This window comes from Nodularia sp. LEGE 04288 (assembly GCF_963896525.1).
GTDB lineage: Bacteria > Cyanobacteriota > Cyanobacteriia > Cyanobacteriales > Nostocaceae > Nodularia.
The window spans coordinates 1-18,329 of record NZ_CAWQOY010000006.1 but is presented as its reverse complement, the minus strand read 5'-3'; the positions used below and the strand labels follow the sequence as shown (position 1 = coordinate 18,329).

General features: G+C 39.5%; 13 protein-coding genes. 6 read left to right on the top strand and 7 right to left on the bottom strand.

The features are described from left to right. Window positions 1-332: 332 nt before the first annotated feature. From AACX33_RS00455 to murQ, 4 genes are all read right to left on the bottom strand, one after another. Entirely contained in the window at window positions 333-902 is a 570-nt protein-coding gene (locus AACX33_RS00455) for a DUF7733 domain-containing protein (RefSeq protein ID WP_227789364.1), read from the bottom strand. Between the two features lie 30 nt (window positions 903-932). Next, window positions 933-1,556 (bottom strand): exopolysaccharide biosynthesis protein, encoded by a 624-nt coding sequence (locus AACX33_RS00450; protein ID WP_193999207.1) that lies wholly within the window; start codon window positions 1,554-1,556, stop codon window positions 933-935. Between the two features lie 465 nt (window positions 1,557-2,021). Next, complete coding sequence (locus AACX33_RS00445; protein ID WP_193999205.1) at window positions 2,022-3,155, bottom strand: SAM-dependent methyltransferase; 1,134 nt, start codon at window positions 3,153-3,155, stop codon at window positions 2,022-2,024. Window positions 3,156-3,379: 224 nt separating this feature from the next. Further along, window positions 3,380-4,306 (bottom strand): N-acetylmuramic acid 6-phosphate etherase, encoded by a 927-nt coding sequence (murQ, locus tag AACX33_RS00440; RefSeq protein ID WP_193999203.1) that lies wholly within the window; start codon window positions 4,304-4,306, stop codon window positions 3,380-3,382. 162 nt (window positions 4,307-4,468) lie between these two features. Between murQ and lgt the strand changes: the two genes are divergently transcribed. The 6 genes from lgt (at window position 4,469) to AACX33_RS00410 (ending at window position 14,742) form a co-directional block, all read left to right on the top strand. Beyond that, entirely contained in the window at window positions 4,469-5,344 is an 876-nt protein-coding gene (gene lgt / locus AACX33_RS00435) for a prolipoprotein diacylglyceryl transferase (protein ID WP_193998256.1), read from the top strand. 172 nt (window positions 5,345-5,516) lie between these two features. Further along, a complete protein-coding gene (gene cobM / locus AACX33_RS00430; protein ID WP_193998255.1) occupies window positions 5,517-6,299 on the top strand; it encodes a precorrin-4 C(11)-methyltransferase in 783 nt (260 codons plus the stop codon). A 65-nt stretch (window positions 6,300-6,364) separates the two neighbouring features. After that, window positions 6,365-6,718 carry a phenylpyruvate tautomerase MIF-related protein gene (locus AACX33_RS00425; RefSeq protein WP_193998254.1) on the top strand — a complete coding sequence of 118 codons (354 nt, stop codon included), beginning with the start codon at window positions 6,365-6,367 and terminating at the stop codon, window positions 6,716-6,718. Between the two features lie 28 nt (window positions 6,719-6,746). After that, window positions 6,747-7,805 (top strand): DMT family transporter, encoded by a 1,059-nt coding sequence (locus tag AACX33_RS00420; protein WP_339405872.1) that lies wholly within the window; start codon window positions 6,747-6,749, stop codon window positions 7,803-7,805. Window positions 7,806-8,211: 406 nt separating this feature from the next. After that, window positions 8,212-13,626, top strand: a complete 5,415-nt coding sequence (locus tag AACX33_RS00415) for a trifunctional serine/threonine-protein kinase/ATP-binding protein/sensor histidine kinase (protein WP_193998253.1) — start codon at window positions 8,212-8,214, stop codon at window positions 13,624-13,626. Between the two features lie 498 nt (window positions 13,627-14,124). Next, on the top strand, window positions 14,125-14,742 hold the full coding sequence (locus tag AACX33_RS00410; RefSeq protein WP_193998252.1) for a nuclear transport factor 2 family protein: 618 nt from the start codon (window positions 14,125-14,127) through the stop codon (window positions 14,740-14,742). A 237-nt stretch (window positions 14,743-14,979) separates the two neighbouring features. Here AACX33_RS00410 and AACX33_RS00405 read toward each other — a convergent pair whose 3' ends face one another. The 3 genes from AACX33_RS00405 to AACX33_RS00395 all read right to left on the bottom strand — a co-directional run bounded on the left by AACX33_RS00405 (window position 14,980) and on the right by AACX33_RS00395 (window position 18,166). Further along, entirely contained in the window at window positions 14,980-15,438 is a 459-nt protein-coding gene (locus AACX33_RS00405; RefSeq protein ID WP_193998251.1) for a VOC family protein, read from the bottom strand. Window positions 15,439-15,589: 151 nt separating this feature from the next. After that, a complete protein-coding gene (gene petJ, locus AACX33_RS00400; protein WP_193998250.1) occupies window positions 15,590-15,925 on the bottom strand; it encodes a cytochrome c6 PetJ in 336 nt (111 codons plus the stop codon). Between the two features lie 111 nt (window positions 15,926-16,036). Further along, window positions 16,037-18,166: a hybrid sensor histidine kinase/response regulator gene (locus AACX33_RS00395; protein ID WP_193998249.1), complete on the bottom strand. Its 2,130-nt coding sequence runs from the start codon at window positions 18,164-18,166 to the stop codon at window positions 16,037-16,039. Window positions 18,167-18,329: the final 163 nt, after the last annotated feature.

The window sequence follows — 18,329 nt, the reverse complement described above, 5'->3', positions numbered from 1 at the left end:
CCCCGCAAGCGATGAGGGGGCTATGAGTACCTTATATAATTGGAAATTGCTGTATATGCAAAGGTTTTTTAGACTAGTAAATTTACTGTAACTGAATTCAATCCGAAATGCAAGGATTTTTTCATTGGTATCACGTTGGTTAATTTTTATTTATTCTGAAATTTTGGGGCAATTTTAGGTTAACTAACATGGAATTAAAGCTTCACTTGTGACCAGAAGTATCGAAAGTTTCAATGATAGATATAAATATGTACAAAGTATTCACATTAGAATCCAATTTCACCTAAAAATTTGCTTACATATACCAGAAATACTGAGGGACTTGTTTACAGTTAATTGAGACGAATGTCGGAGTTTTGTGTGAATCCCCAGCCCAATAATCTTGGTAGCTGTGACACATTTAAGACATAATTACCAGTCCATAGCAAAATTTCTAAAATTAATGAATTTTGTATCCACCAGACTTGACTTGCAGAACCCAATAGTGTCAAACCTTCATACATCTGCCAGATGCGGTAAGGTACATACAAGTAGGGAACCATCACCCAAACTAGGTTGTGAAACCGTTTTAATGAGATGATTTCCGAGAGAATTTGTAATCCTAAGATGACAAAGTACCAAGCAAATACTGATAATACAGAAGTTTCGCCCCACAATACACCCGATAACACCATTACTACCAAAGGTAGGAATATTCCCAGTATTTGCACCGTGCTAAACCAAAGTTTAAACCATTGCGGCAGCGGTTCCGGAATCCTGTAGGGTTTTGCGTGTTTCCACGCCCAACCCACCACAATCAAAAAAGATGTCGCGGACAGGAAAAACAGCAGATTTTCCAGAAATAAATGCAGGTGAATGTTTAAAGCAGTCATGGCAGTATTATCTACGGTTAGTAATCTCATGCCATACGCCTCTAGGAGTATTTTTGGAGATTAAAGACCCAGCCAAGTCTTGAGTAAATCCAGAAGACTAGCACCACCCCAAAATACTGCAATCAAAATAGAAATACTGGAAATTGCCCCAATTAGGCAGATGACTAAACCTCCTAAGCTAATCGCACCATCATCTTCGAGCAAACCAAAGCTAGTCACGAAAACGCCTATGGCTGGGAGGGTATTGGTTCCGGGAATGGGAATGATCATGGAAATGCCCATCAAGGCGATCGCACTACCAATAGTGACTCGACCTGGTAGAGTAGTACAAATATAGGTCAAACGCGGCCTGGCGATCGCTTCAATCCTTCGTAACCAAGGAAGTCCCGCCTTCAAAAACTTTTGGACTGTTTCGAGTTTCATGGGATGATTGAGCATTTTTTGGGGTAGCCAGGGAATTTCAGCCCCGAACATCAGCTGTACAGCCAGCACAACAATCAGACCACCGAAAGGAGTCGAGTAACCAGGCGCAGGAACGGGTAAAGCTGAAGGAAGAGACAGAATCACCAGCAAAAACCCAAAAACTCGTTCCTTGGCTAGCAGCAGAATCTCTGCCAAAGTTACTTGTGCGGTGCGGTCTTCGTCAAAGAAATAGCGTTGTAACTCGTGGGATAGTCTAGCCATAGATTACTGAATAGTGCAGTTTAGTCAAAGAATGTACTTGGTTTCTCTCGCTATCCTATTTGATTGGTGAAAATTAATACATTTCAAAACCCCGGTTTATTAAAAAAACAGGGGTTCTCGGCTTTCACGAATAGTTTAGGATCGGGTAGAAAAAAATAAATAAGGCACAACAGATAAACACTGATGTAGATACTTTAGTGGCTAATCTCCGAGAATGCCAAGGGTACACCAATAAATCTATCTTAAATGTGACTCTTCATCTCCAGTTAGCATAGAAAACCACGCCTAGCCTCTAGCTGCAAGAGAGGACGGGAATCAAATTTAACTTCTCAGACATTCTCTTATACCAATTATTTGTGAGGCTGCATATGATTTCGACCCCACCCCTAACCCCAGACCGCAAGCGAGGAGGGGAACTGGATTTCTGGTTAAATTCTATTTATCCATCTTTATATTAAATTGGTATTAGCTATGAACCATTAAATATTGACCATTCCCATTATATTCACCATCACAACTAGCAAAATTTCTGATAAACCATATCAAATAAAATCTCCAGATTCGGCGAAATTTAGCATAATCTATGCCATAATTTAAATGTTGTATGGTTGCTTGATTATTGTCAAAATTATGCAACCAGGTAGCAAATGTTTGCGAGTAGTTAGAACCATTAAGATACCATCTTTTAACGGTTTTTAGATTTTTGTTATGGCTAGGAACTGCATCATAATTCCAGTATCGCCCGTGGGGGAAAATGTATTTGTGCGTGTAAGCACTAGAGATATTGTTAGGTGTCCGAACTGTAATAATATGAATAAAAACTTTGCCATTCTCCTTGAGAAAAGAAGCTAACTTTTCAAAGGAGTTAGTTAAATTACCTACATGACAGAACACACCAATAGACAGGATCTTGTCAAATTTGTTGTCAAATTTTGTCTCATTTAAATCTCCTTCATATAACATGAATCTGCCTGAACTGAGATAGCTTTCAGGCTCTTGCATTTTCTGGCGCATATATTCACATTGCTCGTGGCTCAAATTCAGCCCAGTCACTTTGACATTGGGAAATTTAGAAAGAATGTAATTGGGAACACATCCCCAACCACAGCCAAAGTCTAATATATGGTCTCCATCCTGGATATCTAATTTCTCAATTACATCATCGATCATATCGATCTGTGATTGTTCTAGGTTTAATGCTCCTTTTTCCCATAATCCCATACTGTACTTGGGATAAATGAGTTTTCCTTCACCCAACATCTTATTCAGCATGGCTTGAGGTAAATCATATTGAATTTTCATCAAATCTCGTGAACCTTCAGCCAGTTGAGGGGTTTCTTTCAATACCCATTCATAGGGTGCTAAAAGGGAGGGAAAATATTGGAAAAAAACAGGCATACAAGTATCAAAAACTGTTTGCAGAGTTGAGTCAGGAATTTCTAATCCGTTGATGTAAGCCTCTGCTATGGCCATTTGGACTGTATTCACTACTTCAACGGCTCCACGGGTTGCTTGATATGCAAATGGAGTTTTGATGTTTATATCTCCTATGAGAGGGATGTATTTTTCTATTTCTTGTAATTGATTGCTATTAATCATGCTTATATTCCTTGTATAAAGCTGAATGATTGTGTGGTTAATTCACAACCAATAATAGTGATCAATTACTTGATTGTTCACCTATATTTAGGTAGATGAAAAACCGATGAAATTTCATACATCCTATTGATTAAATTAAAAAATATTCAGACATAATCTGTCAAAAGATGAATAATGGTTAATTGATTGCTAGGCAATTAACCATGAGCGGCAATTAGAAATTCTCAAACTTGTTTGTCATTTTTGTAACTGGCAACAGCTACTCTGAGATTGCCTTGGTTTTCTGCAAGTAAGCGATCGCCTGCTGCTTTTTCTAAACCAGTCCAGTGCATCAGCAAGGCTAGCTTCACCCATTTCCCACTGCGTTCGAGTAAAAAACCCGCAGCTTCCCGACTTAAACCTGTCAAGTCCTGCAACATCTGTAAAGCGCGATCGCGTAACTTTTGATTAGTTACCGCCACATCCACCATACGATTACCGTAAACTTTGCCCAGCTTCACCATTACCCCAGTGGAAAGGATATTTAAAGCTAGCTTTGTGGCTGTACCAGCTTTTAAGCGAGTTGAACCAGCGAGGATTTCTGGCCCAGTTAATAAACGAATATCAACATCTGCATCAAAGCGCACTTGTTCTGTAGGTACACAAGCAATAAAAATAGTTCTCGCGCCCCTTTGACGAGCGGCATTGAGCGCTCCGTGGACAAAAGGAGTTGTCCCCCCGGCGGTAATCCCGACTACTACATCTAATTGGGTAATCTGTCGTTGTGCGATCGCTGCTTCACCATCGGCGCTACGGTCTTCTAAATCTTCAGAACTGCGTACCAATGCACCAGCACCACCAGCAATAATTCCCTGTACCAACTCTGGGGGTGTGCAGAAAGTAGGTGGACATTCAGCAGCATCTAACACCCCTAACCTGCCACTTGTCCCCGCGCCAACATAAAATAAACGTCCTCCCTGGCTCAAACGTTCTGCCGCCACATCAATGGCTTGAGCTAACTGAACTTGCGCCGCCGCCACCGCCGCCACAGCTTTTTCGTCTTCGCGATTAAACAAATCCACCAACTCCACAGAACTGAGCTGGTCTAAGTTCAGACTATCAGGATTTACCTGCTCAGTTAAAAGATAGCCCCGTGACTGTAAATTTGGCATGGTCTACATCTTCATAAATAGCATTCATTAACTACATAGACTAACTCGTATAGAAATCTTTCTTTCTCCATTCCCCACTCCCCACTCTCCATTCCCCACTCGAAGCAAAAACTGCTTTAATTGCTGTAACGCCTAAAAATCTAGTTAAATAGGTAGTTTTGCATGATACTGGATATTTCCACTTTGCCTTTAGCGTTTCAATTTACCTCTCCAGGCCCGATTATCGTGGACATCGGGCCAATAAGTATCCGTTGGTATGGCTTATTGATTGCTACAGCCGTGTTAATCGGTGTGAGCCTTTCTCAGTATTTGGCAAAGCACCGTAATGTTAACCCAGAATTGCTCAGTGATTTATCAATTTGGCTAGTGATTGGGGCGATTCCCGCAGCCCGGTTGTATTATGTTTTATTTCAATGGTCTGAATACTCCCAGCGCCCAGAACGCATAATTGCTATTTGGCAAGGAGGTATTGCCATTCACGGAGCGATGATTGGTGGTATTTTAGCAGCATTAATCTTTGCCAAAATTAATCAGGTGTCTTTTTGGCAACTGGCTGATTTAATTGCTCCTTCCGTGATTTTAGGGCAAGCAATTGGACGTTGGGGAAATTTCTTTAACTCCGAAGCTTTTGGTCGTCCCACTGATTTACCTTGGAAGCTATATATTCCACCCCAAAATCGTCCTCCAGCCTTAGCTAATTTTGAATACTTCCATCCCACATTTCTCTACGAATCGCTGTGGAATTTACTAGTATTTGCCTTGCTAATCACTTTATTTTTTCGCAGTTTATCTGGACAGCCACGCTTGCGCGTAGGGACGCTATTTTTAACTTATGTGGTAGCTTATAGCTGCGGTCGCCTGTGGATTGAAGGTTTTCGGATTGATAGCTTAATGCTGGGGCCGCTTCGCATTGCACAAGTTGTGAGTTTAACGGGTATTCTTGTGGGATTAGCTGGGTTAGCTTGGCTGTATTTAGTTAAACGCTCTTTACCTGATGTGGTTTCGCCACCGAGAGGAGATGAAGGAATGAGGGGATGAAAAATAAAAAATGCCCCAGAGTATTCTCTAGGGCTTAACCAGGGTGCATCTACCATTCATCTCTACTAGAAATAGTGAGTTAATCCGGAAGGTTACCGCAAAGAATCTCAAAAAACATCTTTTGCTCATTTATCTTTCTGGGAAATTACGTAAAAGAAATCCTAAATTTTGTATGAAAAACAATGTAGATATTATGCCTTCAACAGTTTACATTGTGGGAGCAGGGCCAGGAGACCCGGATTTATTAACAGTCAAAGCCCAGAAACTGCTGGCTGTGGCGGATGTAATTTTATTTGCTGATTCTTTAATCCCAGAGGAGATTTTGCATTTATGCCGAGAGGATGCAGAAATTATTCGGACTGCCAATAAGACTTTAGAGGAAATTCTAGCGTTGATGATCGAAGGAGTGCGATCGCATAAATCTGTCGTTCGTCTTCATTCGGGAGATCCCAGTCTTTACAGCGCCATCCATGAGCAAATGCAACTCCTAGCCGAGGCTAATATTCCCTTTGAAGTTATCCCCGGTATTAGCGCCTTTCAAGCCGCAGCCGCCAAACTCAAAATAGAATTAACTGTTCCCGGCTTAGTACAAACCATCATTCTCACCCGCATCAGTGGACGGACACAAGTCCCACCGACAGAAGAATTAGCCACCCTCGCCGCACATCAAGCTAGTCTTTGTCTGTATCTGAGTGCGCGTCACATTGAAAACGCCCAAGCCAAACTTCTCGAACACTACCCAGCCGAAACCCCAATTGCGATTTGCTTTCGCATCGGCTGGCCTGATGAAAAAATCATCGTTGTCCCCCTCAACCAGATGGCAGAATGTACCCAGGAAGAAAACCTCATACGTACCACACTTTACGTCATTAGTCCAGCACTTTCAGCGACAAAAGGGCGATCGTGTTTATATCATCCAGAACATAGCCATATATTTCGCTCATCGCATCATTAGAAACTGGGGACTGGATTCGATAGACTTAAAAATATCCACAAAAAGCAAAATTTTAATTCAATATTATGCCTTTAATCAAAGTCCAAACTTCTGTATCTGCGCCCCAAAAAGCCGATGTTGAGACAATGCTAAAGAACTTATCCAGCAAATTAGCAAAACATCTGGGTAAACCTGAATCTTACGTCATGACAGCTTTTGAACCAAATATTTCTATGACCTTTGCCGGGACTACAGACCCCGTTTGCTATGTTGAAATTAAAAGTATCGGCACAATGCAGCCAGACCAAACCAAAGCCATGAGTCAGGACTTTTGCCAGCAGATTCACCAAACTTTAGGCGTACCAGAAAATCGGATTTATCTAGAATTTGCGGATGCTAAAGCTACAATGTGGGGTTGGAATGGTTCAACATTTGGTTAAGTAATCCGGGTATCATTTCGACTTCACCGTGGCGGACAGCGGGTTTGGGTTCTGGAATCAGGTTACTGAGCAACTAGATTTATGTCTGGGATCTTCTCCCCTGCACCCTTTCCTCCTGTTTAACTGGACGGAAAAAAAGCAAGATGAGAGAATGCGATCGCATTCAACATTTTTGTCAAGAAACATTATTCAATTAATTAGTTTAATGGAAATTAAAAATTCCTTGCATTTAAAAGGAATAATCCTGCTTATCCTTGTTAATGTAATTAGCGCTACAACTTTTCCATTAACTAAAGACATCGTTACTAGCCTTTCACCAAGCGCATTAATTGCTTCACGCTTTGTGATCGCAGCAGGGGTTTTTAGCCTAAATTTACGTAATATCAACGCACTTTTATTTCGTGATGGTACATTACTAGGACTTTTGCTGTTCTTTTTCTTAGCGATAGAAACCATTGCACTCAAAACTATACCAGCAAACCGGGCGGCATTCATTGGCAGTTTGAACGTACTCATCGTCCCGCTACTAGGATGGCTGAGTGGTAAGCCCATACTGTTGAAAACTTTCCTAGCCTCTGTAGTAGCTGTGATCGGTATTGGGATCATGTTTTGGGAAGGGGGAGAACTAGGAATTGGCGATTTATTGATGTTCGTTGATGCTTTTGTCTATGCAGTCTACATACTTTTCCTAGAGCGAGTCGCCTCCCGTCACCCCACCTTAACACTCACTAGTGTTCAACTTTTCTTCATTGCGGCGCTAGCGTTACTCTGGAATAACACGCAAATTCTTCACGAATTTGAAGTAATTCAACAGCACTGGGGAGCAATTCTCTACTTAGGGCTATTAGCAACGGCGGCTGTCATCTGGCTGCAAACATTGGCACAGCAATGGGTTTCATCTGAAGAAACGGCCTTACTCTATACACTTGAGCCATTATTCGCGACAATTTTCTCATTTTGGCTACTGGGAGAACATCTAGGACTACGCGGTCTAATTGGCGCGATTCTTGTCTTAGCAGCTCTGCTGATTAGTCAAAGCCCTCAAAAGATAGAGCCGGAAGTAAAAGTTGAAGTACAGAGCAGTTAACGGTTAGGGAACACCAAAAAATAAATTACCCAAAAATTGTAGGGTGGGTTACTACAAATTAATTGGGGATTTTATTGCTTGCAAGTCCCTTAGCTGTTGAAGCTAGTGCTTCCATTTACCAAAGTCATAGATTAAGAGAAATTTATGATTGGGATAATTTTTATTCATCGTAACCTTTGGTTAATGAATTTGGGGGAAATCACGCCAATATCTGCTACACAAGCAAAACCCTGAATTTTACCCACGTAGGCCGACTATGTTTGTTGACCCGCCAGTTCTCATTTCCAGGGCTAGAAGCTAAATTTGGCATCAAATGGTAATAATTGCCTTCCACGGGGAATAATTAAAGCATCACCCCCTTTCCGCAGTGGAAGAGGGGTTTTTGTAACTTTATAGTCAAAAACCAATGCTAAACCTGACTGGATATGAAATCAACTCCACTCTCCACGAAGGAATCCAGACTATTATCTATCAAACACAAATACCAAATACGCAACAGCCAGTTATTCTGAAAATTCTCAAAAATGAATATCCTACCCTAGAAGCCTTTACTCACCTGAAAAATGAGTATCAAATTCAGCAAGGTTTAGACCATCCCAATATAGTAAAAGCCATCAGCGAAGAAACATTCGAGCATCGTGTGGGATTCTTGCTAGAAGACTTTGGTGGTCAGTCTTTGGCACAACTGCTAAAAGTTAAAAAACTCACTTTAGTTAATTATTTAAATATTGCTATCGAAATAACTAAAGCTTTAGATTATTTACATAAAAACCAAATTATTCATAAAGATATTAAGCCCAGTAATATTATTATAAATTGCCAAACAGATCAGGTTAAACTAACTGACTTTGGTATAGCTTCCCGCCTCAATCAAGAAAATACCCAATTTATTAACCCCAATTGCGTTGAAGGTACACTTGCCTATATGTCTCCTGAACAAACTGGGAGAATGAATCGGATGCTTGACTATCGTAGTGATTTTTATTCTCTGGGTGTGACTTTATATGAAATGCTCACTGATCAAAAACCATTTTCTAGCGAATATCCCTTAGAAATAGTTTACAGTCATATTGCTGTTCAACCAGTAAACCCGCAGTCATTAAATCCAGAAATACCTGCCAACATCTCAGCAGTTGTGATGAAGTTGATGGCAAAAAATGCGGAAGATAGATATAACAGTGCGACAGGATTATTAGCAGATTTAGAGTTATGTCTTCACCATTTAGAAAATCCTGGTGAAATGACTAACTTTATTCCCGGACGTTTAGACGTATTAAGTCAGCTATTAATCCCGCAAAAATTATATGGACGTGACCAACAAGTTGAAGAACTTTTAGCCACCTTTGAAAAAGTGACATTTGGAACTAGTCAAATGATGCTAGTTTCCGGGTATTCTGGTATTGGTAAATCAGCGCTCGTTAATGAAATTAATAAACCCATCACTCGCCAACAAGGTTATTTTATTACTGGCAAATTTGACCAATTAAAACGAAGTGTTCCCTATGGGCCTTTAATTAATGCTTTTACTGACTTAATCCGCTGCTTATTAACAGAGAATAATCAAAAGCTAAAAGCATGGCGTAATCAGATTTTAGCAGCTTTAGGAAGCAATGCTCAAGTTATTATTGATGTGATTCCCGAAGTAAAATTAATTATCGGCACACAGCCGGAAGTTCCTCAACTTGGAGCAACAGAATCACAAAATCGTTTCCATCATGTTTTTGAACAGTTTATTAAAGTCTTCACTCAAAAAGCACACCCTTTAGTCATATTTTTAGATGATTTGCAATGGGCAGATCCTGCCTCATTAAATTTAATTAAAATATTAATAACTGATGTCAACAGCAAATATCTATTATTAATTGGGGCATTCCGGGATAATGAAGTAACTCCGGCGCATCCATTAATGAAAACAATAGAAGACATTCAAAATGCTGGCGCAGTCGTTAATAATATTGTGTTAAAATCTTTAGATTTAGACAATGTGATTCAGTTAATTACTGAAACTCTACAAGAAAGTGACTCTATTGAATATCCTGCTATAAAAAAACATCAAAAATTTCGGGAACTATCTGAATTAATTTTTAACAAAACTGGCGGTAATCCCTTCTTTATCACACAACTAATTCAGGTACTTTATCAAGAAAAACTCTTGCATTTCGACATAAATAGTGCTAAATGGCAATGGAACTTAGCAGAAATTCAAGCAATTGGCATTATTGATAAAAATGTAGTTGAATTGGTTGTTAGTCGGCTGGAGAAGCTACCAAAAGTCACCCAAGATGTTTTAAAATTAGCAGCTTGTGTGGGTGATAGTTTTAGTCTGGATGTTTTATCAATAATTCATGAAAAATCGGCTTCTTTGACAGCAAATCATTTGAATTCGGCTTTGCAGTCCGGATTAATCTTACCGTTAAGTGAGGCTTACCGCATTCCTTTAGTCTTTAATCAAGAAGAAGCAGTTAACTGGAATTTCGATACTTCACGGGTAGGTTATAAATTTCTACATGACAGAGTGCAACAAGCGGCTTATTCGTTGATTCCTGAATTTCAGAAAAAACTGACTCATTTAAAAATAGGTCAGTTGCTCTTGGAAAATACGCCAAAAGAGGAAATAGAAACCCATATATTTGATATTGTTAATCAGTTAAATATCGGTATTATTTCCCTGGTTGAGCAATCTGAAAGAACTGAATTATCCCGATTAAATCTAATAGCGGGATGTAAAGCTAAAGCTTCCACAGCTTATGAAGCTGCGCTGAAATACTTGGAAACCGGAATAAAACTTTTAAGTGAAGATGCTTGGGAAACCGAATATAAATTAACCCTCGGTTTATATAATGGAGCCGCAGAGGTAGCCTATCTCAGTGGTAACTTTGAGCAGATGCAGCAATGGGCTGAAGTGGTGCTGCAACAAGGCAAAACTTTATTAGATAAAGTCAAAGTCTATGAAGTCAAGATGATAGCTTCCACAGTCCAGAGCCAACAACTAGAAGCTATCGAGACTGCACTATCAATTCTGCAATTGTTAGGGATAAATTTTTCCCATCAGCCCACAGCTTCTGATATTCAGCAAGGCATGGATGAAATTGCAACTAATTTAGAAGGGAAAGCGATCGCAGATTTAATTAACTTACCATTAATGACTGACCTGAACAAGATAGCAGCCATGAAAATTTTAATGGGAGTTCTGCCGGCGGCTTTTCAAACTGCTCCAGCAATGATGCCCATTATTGCCTGTGAAATGGTCAATTTGTCTTTAAAATATGGGAATACAGCCGTATCTGCTTATGGTTACAGTCTTTATGGATTAATTCTGTGTGGAGTTCAAGGAGAAATTGATTCTGGCTATGATTTTGGCAAATTGGCTTTCAGTCTGGTATCACAATTTAATGCTACAGAACTCAAAGCTAAAATTATCACAGTTATTAGCGCCCATATTCTTCATTGGAAAGAACATATTAAAGAAACATTTTTAACATCTAAAAATGGCTACGTTTGCGGTTTAGAAACTGGAGATTTAGAATACGCTGGCTATTGTGGTTATATTTATCCTTATCATTCATTTTGGCTAGGTAAAGAACTTTGGGGTTTAGAAGAGGAACTGGTAGCTTATTGTGATTCACTCAAAAAAATTAAGCAACAAGTAGCTTTAACGTGGAATCAAATATATTTACAAACAGTGATCAATTTGAAAACTTATCCAGAAAATGTCTATTGTTTATTAGGTAATGTATACAATGAGGAAAGTCTGCTGCCAATTCATCAGAAATATAACGACCTTTATACAATTAATCATTTATTTATTAATAAGCTGATGCTCTCTTATATGTTTGGAGAGTATTGTGAAGCTAGAAAAAATGCAGACATGGCAGAAAAATCGTTAGGTGGAGTCACAGGGCTATTTGTTGTACCTGTGTTTTATTTCTATGATTCTTTAGTCCAATTAGCTATTTATCCTACTGCTGAAGAGTCTGAGCGAGAGTCTATTTTGCAAAAAGTAGCAGCTAATCAGCAAAAAATGAAACTCTGGGCTACTCACGCCCCGATGAATCACTTACACAAATTTTATCTTGTGGAGGCAGAAAGATATCGAGTTTTAGGTGAAACCCTGGCAGCAATGGAATACTATGAAAATGCTATTGCTCAAGCAAACGAAAATGGTTATCTCCAAGAAGAAGCCTTGGCTTATGAGTTAGCTGGAGTATTTTATCAAGCTCTAGACAAAGAATTAATTCATCAAACGTATATTACTAAAGCGTATTATACATATATTCGTTGGGGTGCGATCGCTAAAGTTAAAGACTTAGAATCAAAGTATGCTTTCCTAGTAGAACAAGCCAGCAATACCGCCACTCCTACTTTAACATCAGATATGACCCACATTGCTACTAAAACTAATACCAATACTGGTTTGAGCGATGTTCTAGATTTTGATACATTTATCAAGTTTTCTCAAGCGATTACTAATGAGATCGTTTTAGAAAATCTCTTGAGTAAGTTAATTAAAACTTTACTAGAAAATGCTGCTGCCAAGAAAGCTTTATTATTGCTAATTAAAGATAATCAACTTTATATAGAAGCTTCTGGAAATGCGGTTGATGAGCAAGTAATAGTTTTACAATCTATTCCTATTGAGAAATCCCACAGCTTACCTCTTTCTATCGTCAATTACGTTTTGAGGACGCAGAAAATCATTGTTTTAAATGACGCAACGATTGCTGAACCCTTTGATGTTGATAGCTATATTCAAAAATGGCAAACTAAATCAATTCTTTGTTTACCAATTATTTATAAATCCCAACTTACAGGTATTATTTATTTAGAAAACCAGTTGACAGCCGGAGCGTTTATTCCAGAAAGAGTAGAAGTCTTAAAAGTTTTAGTTTCTCAAATGGCTATCGCTATAGAAAATGCCTGCTTGTATGCTAGAGAACAAGATAAATCTCGACAATTAGAACAATCTTTGAAAGATTTACAAGCAGCACAAATACAACTTATGCAAAGTGAAAAAATGTCTTCCTTGGGCAATTTAATTGCCGGAATAGCGCACGAAATTAATAACCCAGTTGGTTTTATTTCAGGTAGTATCGAACAAGCCAAAGATGCTGTAAATGATTTAGTCAGCTATCTACAAATGTACCAAGAAAAATTTCCGAATCCTGGCATAGAAATTGCCAAAAAAGCGGTAGAAATAGATATAGACTATCTGCTAGTAGATTTACCCAAAATCCTTGATAGTATGAAAATCAGTACACAACGCATCCGCAACATTAGCACTTCGCTTCGTACTTTTTCCCGTGCTGATACTACATCTAAATTATCAGCTAATATCCATGAAGGCATTGATAGCACTTTATTGATTTTACAACATCGCCTCAAAGCTAATCATCATCGTCCGGCTATTCACATTATTAAAAATTATGGAAATATTCCCAAAATCAAATGCTATTTAGGACAATTAAATCAGGTATTTATGAATATATTGGCAAATGCTATTGATGCTTTAGATGAAGTAGTTACTGGTTATAGTTATGCAGAGAACCAAGCTAAACCTGCTCAATACATCAAAATTAAGACTAAATTATCTCCAAACCAGCAAAATGTAATTATTCAAATCGAAGATAATGGTAGAGGAATGACAGAAGAAGTTCAATCATGTATTTTTGAGCATTTATTTACTACTAAATCCGTGGGACAAGGGACAGGATTAGGATTATCTATCAGTCAAAAAATTATAGAAGAAAAGCACGGTGGTAGTTTGATTTGTGAGTCAGTTTTAGGAAAAGGCACGGAATTTATTATTTCTATGCCTATATAGTTTTATTCTCTATGCATACACTACATTTCCTCTGATACCAATTTCATATAAAGATGCATGGAAATAACCCCTCCCCGCAAGCGAGTAGAGAACCGGATTTTTGTGGTGTAGGGGGGTCAAAATAATATGCAGCCTCACAAATAATTGGTATGAGTGAGTTACTGGGGGAAATCTTTGCCTTCCCCAGAAGATTTATCAAATTTGAGACGTATATTTGATTTACTTGCAAGGTGCTGTAGCAATCCGATAAATGAGTGGGCGAGAAAAATTCAACTTTGATGATAATTTGGGTGTATTTAACGGTTACACATTAGCTCTATGGTTGTTATAAATAATTCAGTATATCAGTCTTGTACTCGTTATATTATTTTCTGGAAAAGTAAAATCCTGTATTGAAGTCAAGTAAGATTAACCCATTTTTATGAGCTAAAACTTTATTTGTTTTAGTTCAAGTCAAAGTGCAAGTTGCAAACACAGTAAAAATCAGCAATTTATTTTATGAAAACAAAAAAAGCAAACAGCCGCATATTTCCCCAGTTGATCTCAATTTTGTGGCATCGTGTCACCTTAATCGCCCTAGCAATTACTTTTGTGTTGCTGATTGGGGGTAGGTTTGAGCCAGCAAATGCAAGTCAACCTAACGCGCAATTGGAACTGCAAAAATTAACCACCTGTTACGCCCTGGGAACTGATGCTATTGGTAGCGGAAACGTTTTTGAAGGAAAGAATATTTATCGAGATTGTTTTACTCAGGGTGCAGTTATCACAGCGGTTTTTCCTGATGGCGCTACTGAAACCCTGATAGGAACAGATGCATGGGCAGATTTCGTTGCTTCAGTATTCCAAAATAATGGCTATCAGGCTACTCAACACCTGATTGGTACGATAAATATCTCCGTTCAAGGGAACCAAGGAAATATGTCTTCTTACCTCCATGCAACTCACAAACGTTCGGACACCAGCATTGATGTAGCTAATGGTACTTATGAGGATGAAGTTGTCAAAGTCAATGGGCGTTGGAAAATTCAACGTCGGACTCTCAAACTGATCACTTTCTTGAATCTCAGTTCTCCACCAAATACAACGACAAATCTACGTATACCCCATCAACGTTAATCAAGCTAAGTCCCTCTGTTTGATCAGCTACGGTGTACATACACACAAGTCGGAAAATCTCACAGACATGGGCTTGAATCTAGTAGGGTGCGTTGCGCTACGCGACAATACAACGCCAGTTGCTACAACGGAGGTAACCTCAGCAACGCACTGGCTACCCTACAAAAAAGGATTGGGAGTAATTTTGATCATTTGTGTGTACACGGTGGTTCCTTGGTCAAAAACTATATTTGGGTGTTATTCTTGATTGCAACGAATTTCCAACATAAACCCATCGGGATCGTAAAAGTATATACCTTTACCTGTAGGACGAGTCACTGGGCCATGAGCGATCGCTATTTGATTTTCTCTGAGGACTGTGACTGCTGACTCAAATAATCGCGGATCGATATCAAAGGCTAGATGATATGCTCTGGTAAATGTCCGTTCTGGATTGGGATCTGGTGGTGATAATTCCGGTTCCCAAAATAAATCTAAAATTGTGCCATCGGGGGTGACAAAATTGGCGACTTTCCCTATAGCCACAAGTTCTATCAAGGTGGCTGGTACTTCATCCCCTCTAAGTTCATGCAAACCTAGAATAGTACCGTAAAAGTGGCGTGAAGCTTGCATATCCTGGACGTTGAGAGCAATATGATGCACACTACGCAGATTTCCGGCTATCAGGGTGGTTTGGGGGGTAGTGGTCGATTGCATAGGATAAACTATTCCTGTTTTATTTATAATATGTAATTTTTAATGACAACACGTTTCATTTGAGTAGGTACGCAGGGCGGGTATCTTTGCCCTCCCCCACAAGATTTATCATCTTAAAATGTGTCCTTCATTTACTGGCAAAGCGTTGTAACTAACGCCAACCTGTTTCGGCTTGTTCGAGGACATAAGCTGCAACTTCTTGTATTTGCTGTGCAGTTAGGCGGTCTGCATAGGCTGACATATTATTTTTACCATTGGTGACTATAGATGTAACTGCTTCTATAGTGTTCATTCCATATTTTTCTAGGGCTGGTTTTTTCAAGTTTTTACCCCGGCGGATAATGTTACCACCGTTGATATGACAACCTGCACAATGAACGCTAAACACTTCTGCACCATGATTTATCTCTGCTGCGATGGCGGGCGAAGTATGATGATTTATTAATAGGAATATGGTCAATAATAACAATATTAGTAGTCTTTGCACTCAATTACTCCTGATCATCCTGTGGCTGTGTCCTGAAATTAACTAGGGTGACAGCCTATCTGAGAAATATTCCCAATGTGCTGTAAATCCAGTCAAGAGATAAACATCACATTATACTCCTGTTACCACAAGTTTCACAATCGCTGCAATTAATTTTTCTGTGTTCACAGGCTTGGATAAGTGCATTTGATACCCTGCTGCTAGTGCTTGTTGCTGATCATCATCTCTAGCATGGGCCGTTAAGGCGATCGCCGGAATTTTTCCACCTGCTTCTGGGGTCAAAGTTCTCACTTGACTGATGAGCATATAGCCATCCATTTCGGGCATACTAATATCACTGACTAAAACATCCGGCTGGCTTGGGGTTAAGACTTGCAAAGCTTCAAAAGCCGAAGATACGGCGATCGCCTCAGCCCCCTCTTGCTCTAATACGAAAACCACAAATTCTCGCGAATCAGCATCATCCTCAACAATTAAAACTTTTATCCCAGCCAGAACTAAAGAGTTAAGTCCTAAGTCTGTGGGGAGATTTGCTGGCTCTGCCATACTTAGGCTTTCATCTTGGTGAAGCGGTAAACTGACGCTAAAAGTTGCCCCTTGGTCCTCACCAGGACTCTCTGCCTTGACAATTCCGCCATGCATCTCCACAATATGCCGCACAATTGCCAATCCCAGCCCTAATCCACCAAATTTTCGCACAGAACTGCTATCTGCCTGTTGGAAATAATTAAAAGCATAGGGCAAAAACTCAGGATTAATTCCCTTTCCTGTATCACTAACTATAATTTCAGCAAAACCATCAGCCTGCCTGAGTTCTATTGCTATTTTTCCCTGATTGGGTGTAAATTTAATCGCATTAGCAAGCAGATTCCAAACCACTTGTTGCAAGCGAGTAGAATCACCCAAAATTATTCCTAGATTCGGTTCAAGGATTGTATTCACCTGAATCGATTTAGTTTCTAATGCTAACCGCATGGTGTCTAATGCAGACAATATTGTCGATGCTAAATTAACATTCGTAATCTCCAGCGTCAATTTGCCTTGTAAAATTCTGGAAGTATCCAACAAATCCTCAATGAGTTGAACCTGTAATTTGGCATTACGCTCAATTGTGGCTAGTGCTTGTGATCTCTGAGCTTGATCAAAACTCCGAGTTTGTAATAACTTAGACCACCCCAGAATGGCATTTAGTGGCGTGCGTAACTCATGAGAAAGTACCGCCAGAAATTCATCTTTAATTCGATTGGCTGTTTCAGCTTTAGCTCGTGCAATTTGTTCTAATTCCAACAGGTGCGCCCGTTCTTCTAATATTTGCTTTTGTTCGTCGATATCTGTACAAGTTCCAAACCACTTAACTACATTACCTTCCTGATCTTTAAGTGGTAAGCCTCGCCCTAAGTGCCAGCGATAGCAACCATCAGTAGCTCGTTGGAAGCGGTATTCGGTTTCATACAAAATCCCATTAGAAAAGGCATTTGACCACACTTGACCTGCTCTTTCTACATCATCTGGATGTAATACTGTTAACCAACCATAACCCACAGACTGTTCCACTGTTAGCCCCGTGTATTCACACCAATTACTGTTGAAATAATCACTGTTGCCGTCGGCATCAGCAGTCCATACGAGTTGGGGAATTGACTCAGCTAAATAACGGTAGCGCTCTTCACTTTGTCTGAGAACTAATAGAATTCGCTGGCGTTCAGCAATTTCCAGCTTTAATTGCTCGTTGGACTTGGTAATCTCATCAGTACGAACAGCCACCAACTCCTCTAGATGATTTTGGTATTTTCTGAGTTCTGCCTCTACCTGTAATCGCTCAACTATTTGTGTTTGCAGTTCTTGATTTGCTTGTTCTAATTGAGCCGGACTTTTGAGTGCCAGAGCTTGAGGAACTAAGGGTACAAGCTTTACAGCTGTAATTAAAGATAGGATTGCAGTTATTGCTTTAATTAACCCCGACAGCCAATAAGTGGGATGCCAAAGTGTCCAAATCTCCATGAAGTGAGTTGTACCGCAAGCCAAGATAAATCCACTAAATAGCAGAAAAATCCAATGAAAGGGTAAATCCTGCCGTTTGCGGACAAAGCAGAACAGTGTAGCTGGAATAGAGTAATAAGCTATTGCAGTGACTAAATCAGATCCTAAGTGTAACCAGACTAAATCTGTTTTCCATAAATAACAGTGTCCGTGCGGTATAAACGGCCCGGATGTAAATAAATTAGTCCATATTTCTGACATAGGTGTAACTTTTGATTGATGTAAAATTAATGTTATTAAAAATTTGCTCCTCTCAAATTATTACCCAACGGCAAAATTAATGGCTGGGGAGTGGGGGAAGAAGCAGGGGAGCAGGGAGCAGGGAGCAGGGGGGAGAAGACGGTAACTTCCCAATGACTAATGA